This window comes from Pseudomonas sp. CFBP 13602 (assembly GCF_014842725.1).
GTDB classification, from domain to species: domain Bacteria; phylum Pseudomonadota; class Gammaproteobacteria; order Pseudomonadales; family Pseudomonadaceae; genus Aquipseudomonas; species Aquipseudomonas baltica.
Map to the genome: position 1 here is coordinate 194,985 of NZ_JACYVT010000002.1, position 14,750 is coordinate 209,734.

A 14,750-nucleotide genomic window follows, 5' to 3' on the forward strand; every position below is an offset into this window, starting at 1 on the left:
GTCTGCAGAACGCGCCCGGCGCCTTGCGGCGACCTTGGGCGACTACCGTACTTCAACGTCCGGCGCGTGACTCACGAATGTAGAACCGCGCCTTCTCGGCCTTGCTGGTGCAACCTTCGAAGGCTTCGAACTGTTGCTGGGTCTTGGCCCCGGTGAGCAGGGACAGGGCCTTGGAATAGCTGACGGTTCCGGCCAGGCCCTCGGCTTTGGCCAGATCGAGTTCATGCCACGCACCATCGAGCTGGGTGGCGCAGCTGTCGCGGTAGGCGGTCTTGCCAGCACAACCACTCAAGGCCAGTGCCACCAGTGGCACACAGATCCAGGCTTTCATCGATGACACCTCGGGAAAAACATCAGGGTAATGCTGGGTCAGACGGTATGCCATCTAAAAAGTGCCGTTGTGTGGGTCCGTTGAGTGGCCTCCAGTGATGCGCGTCCATGTGGGAGCGGGTTCTACCCGCGAAGGCGTCGGTACTGGCACTGCCGGATTCGAATGTAAATCCGGGATTGATGTTGTGAGAGCTGGCGTCTTCGCGGGTAGAACCCGCTCCCACAGAGGGATGAGTGTCTATCAGGAAGTGGCGCGTCAGTCGGGGCTTGCCAGTCGGTAGCCTACGCCAGGCTCGGTGACGATGAAGCGCGGCGCGGCTGGGTCGTCGTCCAGCTTCTGGCGCAGGTGGCCGACGACGATGCGCAGGTAGTGGGTGTCGTCGACATGGGTGGGGCCCCAGATATCCTTGAGCAGCTGCTGCTGGGTGATGACGCGCCCTGGATGGCGCGCCAGTTGTGCCAGCACTGCATATTCCTTGCGGGTCAGGGCCACCGGCGCGTCGTTGAGGATGACTCGGCGCAACGCCAGGTCGACCTGCAGAGGCCCCAATTGCAAGGCAGACTCCAAGGTTTCGCTGCCGCTGGACTGACGCAACAGCGCACGGACTCTGGCGAGGAACTCCTGAATGCCGAAGGGCTTGGTCACGTAGTCGTTGGCGCCACCGTCCAGGGCCTGGACCTTCTGCGCCTCGCTGGCGCGGACCGAAAGCACCAGTACCGGCACGGCACTCCACTGGCGCAATTGCTCGAGCACCTGCTGGCCGTCCATGTCCGGCAGACCGAGGTCCAGCACCACCAGGTCGGGGCGCATCAGCGCGGCCTGGCTCAGGCCCTCGGCGCCAGTGCCCGCTTCGATCACCTTGTAGCCCTGTGATGCCAGGCTGATGCGCAGGAACTTGCGAATCTGCGGCTCGTCGTCGATGACCAGAAGCGTGTTGGCCAGGGCGTTGCTGGCCCCAGAGGTGCTGGAAAGGTTCATGCTCAGGTGTCCGGGTCTGCGCCCGGTTGAGCGCGCAGTGGCAAGCATAAGGCGATGCAGGTGCCTTGGCCATCAATGCCGCTGGTCACTTCGACACGACCGCCATGGGCGCCAACCATGCCCTGACAGATCGCCAGGCCCAGCCCCGTGCCCTGCCCGCCCCGATCACCCCGAGCAGCGGTGTAGAACATGTCGAATATCTTCGCCCGCTCGGCTTCGGGAATGCCGGGGCCCTCGTCGCTGACCGCCAGCACCAGGCTGTCGTCGCGCACGCTGGCCGACACCTGCAGGCGCCCGCCGAGCGGCGAGAACCGAGCGGCATTCTCCAGCACATTGACCAAGGCCTGCTCGATCAGCGCCGCATGCACATGCAGCAAGGGCAGTTGCGCAGGCACCTGCACCTGGACCTGCAACGGCGCCAGGGGTGCGCGCAGCCGAGCCACGGCGCTGGCGACGATATCGCCGGCTGCCACCCAGTCCCGAGCCAGCTTGAGGGCGCCGTGGCCCAGGCGCGTCATGTCCAGCAGGTTCTGAATGTAGCGGTCCAGGCGCTCGGCTTCGTCACGGGTGACTTCGAGCAAGGCCTGGCGATCGTCCGGCGCCAGCGCCGTGCCCAGGGCCAGCAGGCTGTCGATACTGCCGCGCATGGCCGTCAGCGGTGTGCGCAGGTCATGGGACACCGAGGCCAGCAAGGCACTGCGCAACTGTTCGGTTTCACCGTGCAGGCGCGCCGCCTCCAGATCCTGGGCCAGGTTGGCCCGCGCCAGGGCTTGGGCCACCGGCTGCACCAACGCCTCGAGCAAGCGTCGACCATGGCCGTCGAGCCGCCCAGGCTGTCGTTCGCTCACCGCCAGCAGCGCCAGCACCTGCCCTTCCAGGGTCAGCGGCAACCACCACCAGCGCCCGGCGGGCAACGTCGCCGTGCCCAGCCCAGCCGGCTGGGCATGGTTGCCGGCCCACTGCGCGGCGGCCAGTTCGGTGGTCGAGAACTGCGCTGTGCTGCTGTGAGCCACCTTCCAGCCCTGCTCGCCGCGCTCGAGCAGACAGATGTCCAGCCCAGGCCAACCGTGCAAGTGCTGCGCCGCCGCGCTGAACACCGCCTGGCGGTCGGTCGCCGCCGCCAGCAGCCGGGACAGTTCCAGCAGTTGCGCGGTGTGCGCCTGGGTTTCGCGCAGGGCACTGAGCTGCTGACGCTGGCGTGCCGCCAGATTGCCCGTGAGCGCCGCCATCAACAGAAAGAACAGCAGGGTCAAGACGTCTTCCTGACGCTGGATACTCAGGGAAAAGTTGGGCGGAATGAACAGGAAGTCGTACGCCAGGAACGACAGCGCCGCGCAGCTCAGCGCCGGCCCCGGGCTGCTGCGTACCGCCACCAGCAGCACTGCAGCGAGAAATACCAGAGAGATATTGGGCAGGTCCAGCACCTGCGCCACCGCCCAGGCCAGCCCGCTGGCCAGCAGCGTGGCGGTCAGCGCCAGGACATATTCGCGCCAGCGTCCAACGGGCCGTGCACGGCGTGGTTGCGGCGCATGTTCTTGAGTCCGCGCCAGTACGTTGATCTCGATGCCGCTGGGCTGGCGCAGCAAGCGCTCGGCCAGGCCCGCGCCGAAGCGGCGTCGACGCGACTGGCCGACCAGCACCAGATTGGCGCGACGGTCGGCGGCATGCTGCAGCAAGGTCCTGGCCACTTCCGCATCGCGCAGCTCCACCACCTCGCCGCCCAGGCGTTCGGCCATCTGCTGGGCCAGCTGCAGGCGCTGGCGCGCCGCTTCGTCGAGCAGCGCGCCGTTATCCACATGGACCACGGACCAAGGCAGATGGCGGCGACGCGCGACGCGGCTGGCGTGGCGCACCAGGCGCTCGGCCTGCTCGTCGCCGGCAATGCCCACCAGCAGCCGTCCCCGGACGCTGGGAGCCTGCTGGCCGAGGCTGCGATAACCTTCGTGCAGATCGTCGTCGACCTGGGCCGCCGCGGTTTGCATGGCCAGCTCGCGCAGGGCGCTGAGGTTGGTCTGGGTGAAGAACGCGTCGATGGCCGCCCGCGCCTGCTCGGGCACGTACACCTTGCCCTCGCGCAGGCGTTCGAGCAGTTCGCGCGGCGGCAGGTCGATCAGCAGCAGATCGTCGGCTTCCTGCACCACCCAGTCGGGCAGGGTTTCGCGCACCTGCACGCCAGTGATCGTCTGGACCTGGTCATTCAGGCTTTCCAGGTGTTGCACGTTGACCGTGGTGTAGACGTCGATACCGGCGGCGAGCAGCTCCTGCACGTCCTGCCAGCGCTTGGCGTGGCGGCTGCCGGGGGCATTGCTGTGCGCCAGTTCGTCGACCAGCACCAGGGCCGGGCGGGCAGCGAGCACCGCGTCCAGGTCCATTTCCTCCAGCATCACGTCGCGGTACTGGCAACGCAGCAGCGCCTGCTGAGGCAGGCCGACCAGCAGCGCTTCGGTTTCTGCACGACCGTGGGTCTGTACCACCGCGGCCAGTACGGTGATGCCCTGACGCTGACGGGCATGGGCGGCCTGCAGCATGGCGTAGGTCTTGCCGACGCCGGGGGCGGCCCCCAGGAACACTTTCAAACGCCCACGCCCAGCGCTGGGCAAGGCGGCCAGCAAGGCATCGGCGCGGCCGGAATCACTCATGGCGCAGGCTCGTCATCATCGGGACTGCGACGGTAGCCGATCCAGCGCCTGGTTCAAAGCCAGTACGTTGACCACGGCCGGGCCGATGAGGGGAGATTCGGTATGTGCCTGCACCAGCGCGCGCAGGGCTGACTCGGCCAGGCCGCGCTCGCGCGCCACCCGTGGCACCTGGTAGTTCACCGCCGCCGGTGGCAGATGAGGGTCCAGGCCACTGGCCGAGGTGGTCAACAGCGCCAGCGGAACAGGCCCCTGCTGTGCATCGAACTGTTCATCGGCCTGCGCCAGCACGCGCGTGCCCAGCGCGGGATTGCTCGGCGCCAGGTTGCTCGCCCCGCTGGCGAGGGTTGCGTAGTCCGCCGCCGAAGGCCGTGAATGGAACCAGCGCTCGCCCGTGAAGGCCTGCGCGAGCAAGGTCGAGCCACGCACCTCGCCCTGCGCGTCACGCACCAGGCTACCGTTGGCCTGGGCGGAAAACGCCCATTGCCCGACTGCCCATACCAACAGCGGATAGGCCGCGCCAGTGAGCAGGGTCATCGACAGAATCAGGCTCAAGGCCGGACGCAACAAACTGTTCATCTTTCAAGCTCCAGGGTCAGACCAGGTGCAATGCGGTGAGGACGATATCGATGGCCTTGATGCCGATGAAGGGCACCACCAGACCACCCAGGCCATAGATCAGCACGTTGCGCCGCAACAACTGCGCAGCACTGTTGGCCTGCACCCGCACACCGCGCAGGGCCAGGGGGATCAACACGATGATGATCAAGGCGTTGAAAACGATGGCCGAAAGGATCGCGCTCTGCGGACTGGCCAGGTTCATTACGTTGAGCACGCCCAGGGACGGGTACACCGCGGCAAAGAGTGCCGGCAGGATGGCGAAATACTTGGCGACGTCGTTGGCGATGGAAAAGGTGGTCAGCGCGCCGCGGGTCACCAGCAGTTCCTTGCCGATGCGCACGATGTCCAGCAGCTTGGTCGGGTCGCTGTCCAGGTCGACCATGTTGGCCGCCTCGCGTGCGGCCTGGGTACCGTCGTTCATTGCTACGCCGACGTCAGCCTGGGCCAGCGCCGGTGCGTCGTTGGCGCCATCGCCGCACATCGCCACCAGCCGCCCATCGGCCTGTTCCTGGCGAATGCGCGCCAGTTTCTTCTGCGGCGTGGCCTCGGCCAGCACATCGTCGACGCCGGCTTCGGCGGCGATGGCCGCAGCGGTGAGCGGGTTGTCGCCGGTCACCATGACGGTGCGGATGCCCAGCTTGCGCAATTGTTCGAAGCGCTCGCGAATGCCCGGCTTGACCACATCCTTCAAGTGGATCGCCCCCAGCAATTGCTTGTCTCGGCCCACCAGCAAGGGCGTGCCGCCACTTTGCGCGATGCGCTCGATGTGGTCGGCCAGTGCGGCCGGAAGCTGCGCCCTGGACTGGCCGATGTAGGCCAGCAGCGAGTCGACTGCGCCCTTGCGGTAGCACTGCTGGTCGAGGTCGACGCCGGACAGGCGCGTCTGCGCGCTGAACGGCACCGACTGCCAGCGCTCGGCGGGCGGCTCGTCGACGCTGAACAACGGACGGATGAACTCGACCACCGAACGCCCTTCCGCCGTTTCATCGCCCAGCGAAGCCAACAGCGCACCTTCGGCCATTTGCGCATCGCTGACGCCGGGGGCGGCGTACAAAGCGCTGCACCGGCGGTTGCCGAAGGTAATGGTGCCGGTCTTGTCGAGCAGCAGCACATGGACGTCGCCGGCCGCTTCCACCGCGCGCCCGGACTTGGCCACGACGTTGAGCCTCACCAGGCGGTCCATGCCGGCGATGCCGATGGCCGACAGCAGGCCGGCGATGGTGGTCGGAATCAGCGTCACCAGCAGCGCCAGGAGGAACACCAGGGGCAAGCTGTGCCCGGAGAAGCGGGCGAAGGGCTGCAGGGTCACCACCACCAGCAGGAAGACCATGGTCAGGCCGATGAGCAGGATGTCCAGCGCCACTTCGTTGGGGGTCTTCTGGCGCTTCGCACCTTCCACCAGCGCAATCATCCGGTCCAGGGTCGATTCGCCGGGGTCGGTGCTGATCTCGATCAGCAGCCAGTCGGACACCACCAGGGTGTTGCCGGTGACCGCCGAGCGATCGCCGCCCGACTCGCGGATCACCGGCGCCGATTCGCCCGTGATGGCGGCTTCGTTGACCGCAGCGATGCCCTCACGCACCTCGCCGTCGCCGGGGATCATCTGCCCGGCTTCGACCCGCACCACATCGCCCTTGCGCAGCACAGTGGCGGCGACGGTTTCGAAACTGCCGTCGGCGCACTGTCGGCGTGCCTGCAAGCCCTGGCTGCCCGCTTTCAAGCTGTCGGCGCGCGCCCTGCCGCGGCCCTCGGCCAAGGCTTCGGCAAAATTGGCAAACAGCAGGGTAAACCACAGCCACACGGCGATCTGTACGGCGACCGCGGCTGGCACCGCCGGGTCGGGCAGCAGGCACAGGCCGGTGGTCAGTACGGCGCACAACTCCACCACCAACAGCACAGGGCTGCGCAGCAGTCGCCGCGGGTCGAGCTTGACGAAGGCCTGCAGCAGCGCCGGTCGCCACAAGGCACTCAGGGTGGCCCCGGCGGGCGGTGATGGTTGCGTGGCAGCGGCAACGGTCGATCGGTTCATTGTCCAGGCCTCAGAAATGCAGGTTCAAGTGCTCGGCGATCGGCCCCAGGGCCAGCACCGGCAGGAAAGTCAGGCCGCCCACTATCAGCAGGGTCACGGTCAGCAGGGTGATGAACAGCAGGCCATGGGTGGCGAAGCTGTCGGCGCTGGGCGCACTGGCGTTCTTGCTGGCCAGCGCCCCGGCCAGGGCAAGTACCGGCAGGATGTAGCCGAAGCGCCCGATCAGCATGCCCAGGCCCAGCATCAGGTTGTGAAAGGCGGTGTTGGCGGACAGGCCGGCGAAGGCCGAACCGTTGTTGGCGCTGGCCGAGGTGTAGGCATACAGCAACTGCGTGAAGCCATGGGGCCCCGGATTGCTCACGGCGCTCGCCGGCCCCGGCAGGCTGACGGCGATGGCGCTGAGCACCAGCACGCCGACCGGCATCACCAGCAGGCTCGCCACCAGCCAGCGGACCTCGCGTGCCTGCAGCTTCTTGCCCAGGTACTCGGGGGTTCGACCGATCATCAGTCCGGCCAGGAACACGGTCAGCAGCACGTTGAGCAGCATGCCGTAGAGACCGGCGCCAACCCCGCCGAAAATCACCTCGCCGAGCATCATGTTGACCAGAGCGACCATCCCGGAGAGCGGATTGAGGCTGTCGTGCATGGCATTGACCGAACCGTTCGAGGCGGCCGTGGTGGTCACCGACCAGAGCACACTGGCCGTGGTGCCGAAGCGGCTTTCCTTGCCTTCCAGCGGGGCCGCCTGCTCGACCATGGCGCTGGCCAGCAGCGGGTTGGGTTGCTGCTCGGCATACAGCGACAAGCCGATGCCCAGCAGTAACAGGGTCAGCATGCAGGCCAGAATCGCCCGGCTCTGGCGCAGGTCCTTGACGTAATGACCGAAGGTGAAAACCAGGGCGGCCGGGATGGTCAGAATGGCTGCCAATTCGAACAGATTGCTCCACGCCGTGGGATTCTCGAACGGATGCGCCGAGTTGACCCCGAAGAATCCGCCGCCGTTGGTGCCCAACTGCTTGATGGCGATCTGGCTTGCAGCCGGGCCGAGCGGGATGGTCTGCGCGTTGCCTTGCAGGGTCAGCGCGTCCACGTACGGGGCGAACGTCTGCGGCACGCCCTGCCATAGAAGGAACACGGCCAGCAGCAGCGCCAGCGGCAGCAGGCCATACAATGTGGCGCGGGTCACATCGACCCAGAAGTTGCCAAGAGTACTGGCCGAGCGCCGGCTGATGCCGCGACACAGCGCTACCAGCACGGCCAGGCCGGTTGCGGCGCTGAGGAAATTCTGCACACCCAGCCCGGCCATCTGGCTGAGGTAGCTGAGCGAGGTTTCGCCGCTGTAGGCCTGCCAGTTGGTGTTGGCCATGAAGCTGACGGCGGTGTTGAACGCCAGGGTCCACTCCTGGCCAGGCAGGTGCTGGGGATTGAGCGGCAGGTAGCCTTGCAGCATGAGCAGGGCGAACAACACGCCGAACCCGGCCAGATTGAAGGCGAGCAGAGCCAGGGCGTAGCGCTGCCAACTCTGCTGCTGTTGCGGGTCGATACCGGCGAACCGGTAGCAAAGCCTTTCCACTGGCTGCAGCGGTACGCTGAGCCAGGTGCGCTGGCCTTCCATGACTTTGTAGTAGAAACGTCCGAGCCAGGGCGCGGGCAGCAACACCAGGGCGAGGAAGGCCGCTATCAGTGCGAAATCGTGACTGTGCATGACCGACTAGCCTCCACTGGCGCGCAAGAGGGCGACGAGCAGGTACACGAACAAGCCGATGGCCAGCAGCAGGAACAGGCCGTCCAGAACAGACATGAGCAATATCTCCAGGCACGGCGGGCGCCGCTTGTCGACATTCTCCGGGGCCTGGGCGTAAAGGCGCGAGATCGATACCCAGGCGTCGCCGTAAAGAACGCGTAAAGATCGGTGGGTCACATCCTGCCAAGCGCGGCGCATGGGAACGTCGGGGCCGAACGGCTATCATGGCGGCCTTCCCTGCCCCCTGGAGCCTTCATGCGCCTGTTCCACACCTCCGACTGGCACCTCGGCCAAAGCCTGCACGGTCAGGAGCGCGACTTCGAACACGCAAGCTTCCTGCGCTGGTTGCTGCGCCAGCTCGCCGAGCGCCGACCCGACGTGCTGCTGGTGGCAGGCGATATCTTCGACACGGTCAACCCGCCCGTGCGCGCCCAGGAGCGCTTGTACAACTTCATCGTCAGCGCCCATGAGCAACAGCCGCAGCTGACCATCGTGATGATCGCCGGCAACCATGACTCGGGTTCGCGCATTGAACTGCCCGGGCCGTTGATGCGCCGCCTGCGCACCCACGCGCTGGGCCGGGTGATGTGGCTCGAGGATGGCCGCCTCGACAGCGAACGGCTGTTGCTGCCGCTGCCCGATGCCAAGGGCGAAGTGCAAGCCTGGTGCCTGGCCCTGCCCTTCCTGCGCCCTGCGGAAGTGACCGGCGCAGCCCTGGGCGAGGATTACCTGCAGGGCATCGCCCGTGTGCACGAAATGCTGATTGCCGCCGCCAATGCCCGACGCTCGTCGGGGCAGGCGCTGATTGCCATCAGCCATGCGCACATGGCCGGCGGTTCGGTGTCGATGGAGTCCGAGCGCAGCCTGGTGATCGGCAGCGCCGAGGCCCTGCCGGCCAGCCTGTTCGATGCCAGCATCAGCTACGTTGCCTTGGGCCATCTGCACAAGCCGCAGAAGGTCAACGGCGAATCGCGCATTCGCTACAGCGGTTCACCCATTCCACTGTCGTTCTCGGAAATCGAATACCCGCATCAGATCCTCGAGATCGAATGCGCTGGCGAGCAACTGATGAGTGTGGAACCGATCCTCATCCCACGCGCCGTCGACCTGCTGCGCATCGGCCCGGCGCCCTTGCCGCAGGTGCGCGAACAGTTACAGCAACTGCCGGACGTGGACCTGTTGGCCGACCTCCTGGGCTACCCCTGGCTGGAAGTGCGAGTGGTACTCGACGAGCCACAACCGGACCTGCGCCAGCACATCGAAACCGCCCTGCAAGGCAAAGCCGTGCGTCTGGTGCGGATCGCCGCCGAGTACGCCGGGCGCGCCAACGCCGACAACGAAGACGTCGGTGCCTTGATCGAACTGGATCAGCTCAGCCCCCACGAACTGTTCAGCCGCGCGTGGCTGGACAGTTATGGCAGCGAGGTGGACGAACATACCCTGGATGACTTTGCTCGGTTGTTGCAGGAAGTGCAGTTGGAGGGCGAAACCCCATGAAGATCCTGGCCATTCGCCTGAAGAACCTGGCCTCGCTGGCCGGCCCGTTCGAATTGGATTTCACTGCCGAACCACTGGCCAGTGCTGGTCTGTTCGCCATTACTGGCCCCACCGGCGCGGGCAAGAGCACGTTGCTCGATGCCCTGTGCCTGGCCTTGTTCGGCGCCGTGCCGCGCCTGGGCAACGCGTCGCAGAGCGCCAAGGTGCCGGACGCCGATGGCGAGATCGGCAGTTACGACCCGCGCACCTTGCTGCGTCGTGGTACCGGGGCAGGCTACGCGGAAGTGGATTTCCTCGGCGTCGACGGTCGTCGCTATCGCGCGCGCTGGGAAGCCAACCGCGCACGGGACAAACCCGGCGGCAAGTTGCAGAACAGCCGGCAGTCGCTGCGCGACCTGGACAACGACCAGCTACTGGCCAGCCAGAAAGGTGAATACAAGCAACTGCTCGAGGCTCGCCTGGGGCTCAACTTCGAACAGTTCACCCGTGCGGTGATGTTGGCGCAGAGCGAGTTCAGTGCCTTTCTCAAGGCCGATGACAACGAGCGCAGCGAGCTGCTGGAAAAGCTTACCGACACGGCGCTGTACACCCGCCTGGGCAAGCGCGCCTTCGAAAAGAGCCGCGACGCCCGCGAGCAGCTCAAGCACTGGCAAGACCAGGCCACCGGCATCGCGCCACTGGCGGTCGAGGCCCGTACGGCCCTGGACCTGGAGTTCCAGAGCGCCAGCGAGCAACTGCGCCAGCAGCAAGCGCGCCTCAAGGAGGTGGAACGGCAGCAGCAGTGGCACCGCGAAGACCAGCGCCTGACCGACGACTGCCAGGCGGCACGGCAGCAGGTGGAAGACGCGTCCCAGGCGTGGGAAGCAGGCGCCGAGCAGCGTTTGCAACTGCACATGCTCGAACAACTGGCACCGCAACGCTACCTGTTCGGCCGCGAGCAGGAAGTGCACACCCAACTCCTGCCCTTGGCCGAACGCATCGAGCTGTCGCGTTCGCGGCAGCAACAGCAAGCGCTGCGGCGCCAGCAACTGGACGAGCAACGCGAACAGGCCGAGCGCACGCTGCAACAGGCGTTGGCGCAACAGGCCGAAGCGCAGCCCCGGTTGCAGCAGGCCTTCGACGAGCAGTCGAACCGGAGCCGATTGCAGGCCGAGCTCGAACCCCTGAATCCGGCGCTGGCCGAAGCCGAGCGGCAGCTTTCGTCCGGGGCGCAGGCGTTGCTGGGCATGGAGCAGCAACAGGCCGAGACTGGCAAACGCCTGCAGCAGGTCGCCGACTCGCTCGAACGCAGCGCCGAGCTGGCACCGCTGGCCACCACCTGGAGCGCCTACCTGCCACGCCTGCAGCACGTGGTGACGCTGAGCAGTCGCCTGCGCCAGGGTCAGACCGAGCTGCCAGACTTGCAGGCTCAGGCACACGCCACACAGACGAGCCTGGAAGCGCATCAAACGGACCTTGCCCGCGTCTTTCAGCATGCCCCGTGCGGCGTCGAGGAGCTGCCTGAGCGCTTGCAGCAACTGACCCAACGTCTGCAACAGCAACGCCTGGCGCTGCGCGGTGTACAGGAACTGGAACGGCTGTGGCAGCGGCGCAACGCTGTCCAGGAACGTCTTGAACAAGGACGCCAGCAGCAGGCCACCTTGCTGGCCCGGCGCGAGCAACTGACCGCGCAGGGGCTGGAGGTCCGCGCGGCCCACGAACAGGCCGAGCAAGCCCTGACGTTGACCCTGCAACTGCTCGAACGCCAGCGCCTGGCGCGCAGCGAAAGCGTCGAACAGTTGCGCGAACGGTTGCAGCCCGAACAGCCCTGCCCGGTCTGCGGCAGTGTCGAACACCCCTATCACGCTCCCGAGGCGCTGTTGCAGGCGCTATCGGCCCACGATGACGATGAAGAGCAACGCGCGCGCGCTGCGCTGAAGCCGCTGTCCGAACGCCTGATCGAGCTGCGTACCGAAGTCGGCGCGCTGATCGAGCAGCACAAGCAGCTCAAGGCGCAGGAGCAACAATTGCTCGACCAGCCGGATGGCGCCGAGTTGGCCCGGCATCCGCTCTACCCTGCCCTTGCCGACGCCGAGCAGGCGGATGACTGGCTGCGCGACACCGTGGCCAGCCACACGCGCCTGATCGATGAGGATGAACGGCAGCAGAACAGCCTGCTGGCCTTGCAACAGCAGGCAACCACCTTGCAGCGCGCCGTGACGCAAGCCGGGGAAACCAGCCAGCAGGCGCGGCAGACGCTGCAGGCGCATCAGGCCCACGTTGACGCCGACCAGCAACGGCTCGACGAAGAGCTGCAGGCGTTGGCCAGCCAGTTGCCCGCCGCTCGCCTGCAGGCCCTTCGCGAGCAACCGGCACAGACGTTCATGGCGCTGGAGCAGAGCATCGGCGAGCGTCTGGCACAGATCGAGCAACGGGACGAGGAACAGGCCGAGTTCGACACCCGCGCGCGCCGCATCGAGCAGGCCCGCAGCGAGCATGCGCGGCACCGAACCGACTGCGAGCAGCAACGCCTGCGGGTCGCGGCACTGTCCACGCACCTGCAGACCTGCGAAGCACGGCTGCGCGAATTGCTGGGCGAGCATGCCCAGGCTGCCGCCTGGCAGACGGCCTTGCACGATCAGGTCGAAACGGCGCGCGAGCAGGAACGGCAAGTCGACCGCCAGCAACAGGATCTACGAACCCAGACAGTGCAGACCGCCAGCGTCCTGGAGGCCGACACTCAGCAGCAGGCCCAACTGCAGCGAGCCCTGGCCGACGTGCAGCAAGCTCTGCACGCCTGGCGCGAGCAGCGTCCGCAACTGGACGACGATGGGTTGCGGGCACTGCTCGCCATCGATGAACCCCAGGTCGATGCGCTGCGCAGCCGCCTGCAAACCACGGAAAGGGCCTTGGAACAGGCGCGCATCCGCTTGCACGAACGCGAACAGCGACAGCAGGCCCATCGCGCAGAGCTCGACGCGATCGCCAGCGCCGAAGCACTGGACGCACAACACGCCGCCCTGCTGCTGGACGCCGAACGGCAGGAACATCACTGCGCCGAACTGCGCGCCCGGCAGACCGAAGACCAGCGCCGGCACGGTGCCAACCAGGCCCTGCAGACGCAGATTGCCGAGGCTGATGCGCTCTACCAGCGCTGCGCGCGACTGGCGGCGCTGATCGGCTCGGCCGAGGGTGATCGCTTCCGCAAGATTGCCCAGGCCTACAACCTCGACCTGCTGGTGCACCACGCCAACGTGCAACTGCGCCAGCTGGTGCGGCGCTACCGGCTCAAGCGCGGCGGCAGCATGCTCGGGTTACTGGTGCTGGACACGGAAATGGGCGACGAACTGCGCTCGGTGCATTCGTTGTCGGGCGGGGAAACGTTTCTGGTTTCACTGGCATTGGCTTTGGGCCTGGCGTCGATGGCCTCGAGCACACTGCGCATCGAGTCGCTGTTCATCGACGAAGGCTTCGGCAGCCTGGACCCCGAGTCGCTGCAGCTGGCCATGGACGCCCTCGACGGCCTGCAGGCGCAGGGACGCAAGGTAGCAGTGATTTCCCACGTGCAGGAGATGCACGAGCGCATTCCGGTGCAGATTCAGGTGCGGCGCCTGGGCAACGGCTTGAGCAGCGTGCAGGTGACAGGCTGAGTCGGCGTTCCCCCGGTTGCGCATACTGCCGCGCAGCCGGGGGTCAACGGCCGACCATCATCGGGTCAGGAATTTAACGTCCGAGGGGGCATCCTGCGCGAAGCGCTGCACTGTCTCACCCAGCTTGCCGGTGCTCGCATCGCGCCTGAGCACGGTGATCTGGTTGCTTTTCTGGTTGGCGATCAACAGGAAGTGGCCGGTAGGGTCGAGGGTGAATTCACGCGGATGATCGCCGTCCACGTCACGACGCTGGATTTCCTCGAGCTGGCCATTGCCGGCTGCAACGCTGAACACCAGCATCTGATTCGCCGTGCCGCGGTTGCTCACATAGAGAAAGCGGCCATCGGCCGACAGGTGCAACGCGCCGCTGGCGCTTTGCTTGCCGGCCGTGCCCAGTTCGAGCAGTTGCTGGCGTACCAGGTTGCCGTCCCTGACGTCGAACATGGCCAGTTGGCCGCTCATTTCCAGGGTCAGGTAGGCGTGCTTGCCATCGCGACTGAACAGCAGGTGACGCGGGCCACTGCCGTCCGGCAGCTGGACCGAGGCAGGTTGCGCCGGCACCAGTGGGCGCTCGGCAGACTCGGGCTGGTAGCGGTACACGTACACCCGGTCAGCGCCCAGGTCGCTGGCATAGACGTAGTTGCCAGAGGGCAGCGATACCACCGAATGCACATGCGGCCCGGCCTGACGCTCGGGATTCACCTGGCTGGCAACGTGCTTGAGCTGTTGCACCACCTCGCTGAGCGTGCCGTTCTCGGCCACCTTGAACACGCTCAGGCTGCCACCTGGATTGGCGTTCACGGCATAGTTGGAAACGAACAGGTAGCGCCCGTCCTGGCTCAGGCTGGAATGGGTCGGTTCATCGCCCCGGGTGGCCACCTGGCTGACCTGGCTGAGTTCGTGGGTGTTGCCGTCCACTGTGAAACTGCTGACTTTGCCGACCACTTCTTTCTGCCCGGGGCCGTTTTCGTTGACCACGAACAGACGCCGCTGATCCTGGGACAAGGTCAGCCAGGAGGGGTTGGAACTCTTGAATGTTTGCCGTGGCTGCGCCTCGATCTGGCCGGTAGCGCTGTCGAAGGCATAGCGGTAGATGCCTTCGCTGGCGCCTTGGGTATAGGTGCCCACCAGCAGGTCGTATTTTTCGGCTGCGCCGGCGTGCAGTGAGGTCAGGACCAAACCGTTGACAAGCATAGATAGCAGAACTCGCTTCATGAAGGTCTCTCCGAGCCTGTTGTGAGTGGCCGATTTTTCGTGGCACCGAGTGTTGTAGCGGCAGCAGGAG

10 protein-coding genes are annotated in these 14,750 nt (G+C 66.3%); 2 read left to right on the top strand and 8 right to left on the bottom strand.

Going from position 1 to position 14,750, the window contains the following annotated elements:
* Positions 1-52 precede the first annotated feature (52 nt).
* From IFU31_RS04025 to IFU31_RS04055, 7 genes are all read right to left on the bottom strand, one after another.
* Positions 53-331 carry a hypothetical protein gene (locus tag IFU31_RS04025; protein WP_122476107.1) on the bottom strand — a complete coding sequence of 93 codons (279 nt, stop codon included), beginning with the start codon at positions 329-331 and terminating at the stop codon, positions 53-55.
* Positions 332-586: 255 nt separating this feature from the next.
* Positions 587-1,309, bottom strand: coding sequence for a response regulator (locus IFU31_RS04030; protein ID WP_192053124.1), 723 nt, complete (start codon positions 1,307-1,309; stop codon positions 587-589).
* A gap of 2 nt (positions 1,310-1,311) precedes the next feature.
* On the bottom strand, positions 1,312-3,948 hold the full coding sequence (locus tag IFU31_RS04035) for a sensor histidine kinase (protein ID WP_192102351.1): 2,637 nt from the start codon (positions 3,946-3,948) through the stop codon (positions 1,312-1,314).
* A gap of 15 nt (positions 3,949-3,963) precedes the next feature.
* Positions 3,964-4,524, bottom strand: a complete 561-nt coding sequence (gene kdpC, locus IFU31_RS04040; RefSeq protein WP_192102352.1) for a potassium-transporting ATPase subunit KdpC — start codon at positions 4,522-4,524, stop codon at positions 3,964-3,966.
* A gap of 16 nt (positions 4,525-4,540) precedes the next feature.
* Positions 4,541-6,595: a potassium-transporting ATPase subunit KdpB gene (gene kdpB, locus IFU31_RS04045; RefSeq protein WP_192102353.1), complete on the bottom strand. Its 2,055-nt coding sequence runs from the start codon at positions 6,593-6,595 to the stop codon at positions 4,541-4,543.
* Positions 6,596-6,605: 10 nt separating this feature from the next.
* Positions 6,606-8,300, bottom strand: coding sequence for a potassium-transporting ATPase subunit KdpA (gene kdpA, locus IFU31_RS04050; protein WP_122476115.1), 1,695 nt, complete (start codon positions 8,298-8,300; stop codon positions 6,606-6,608).
* A gap of 6 nt (positions 8,301-8,306) precedes the next feature.
* On the bottom strand, positions 8,307-8,396 hold the full coding sequence (locus IFU31_RS04055; RefSeq protein WP_082223535.1) for a potassium-transporting ATPase subunit F: 90 nt from the start codon (positions 8,394-8,396) through the stop codon (positions 8,307-8,309).
* Positions 8,397-8,594: 198 nt separating this feature from the next.
* On the opposite strand from IFU31_RS04055, the gene IFU31_RS04060 reads away from it, so the two are divergent.
* Entirely contained in the window at positions 8,595-9,836 is a 1,242-nt protein-coding gene (locus tag IFU31_RS04060) for an exonuclease SbcCD subunit D C-terminal domain-containing protein (protein WP_192102354.1), read from the top strand.
* The gene (locus tag IFU31_RS04065) at positions 9,833-13,465 is read left to right on the top strand and encodes an AAA family ATPase (protein ID WP_192102355.1); all 3,633 of its coding nucleotides are present in this window, start codon (positions 9,833-9,835) and stop codon (positions 13,463-13,465) included. The genes IFU31_RS04060 and IFU31_RS04065 overlap by 4 nt, the downstream gene beginning before the upstream one ends.
* A 57-nt stretch (positions 13,466-13,522) precedes the next feature.
* On the opposite strand, the gene IFU31_RS04070 is transcribed toward IFU31_RS04065, so the two are convergent.
* A complete protein-coding gene (locus IFU31_RS04070; RefSeq protein WP_192102356.1) occupies positions 13,523-14,680 on the bottom strand; it encodes a lactonase family protein in 1,158 nt (385 codons plus the stop codon).
* Positions 14,681-14,750: the final 70 nt, after the last annotated feature.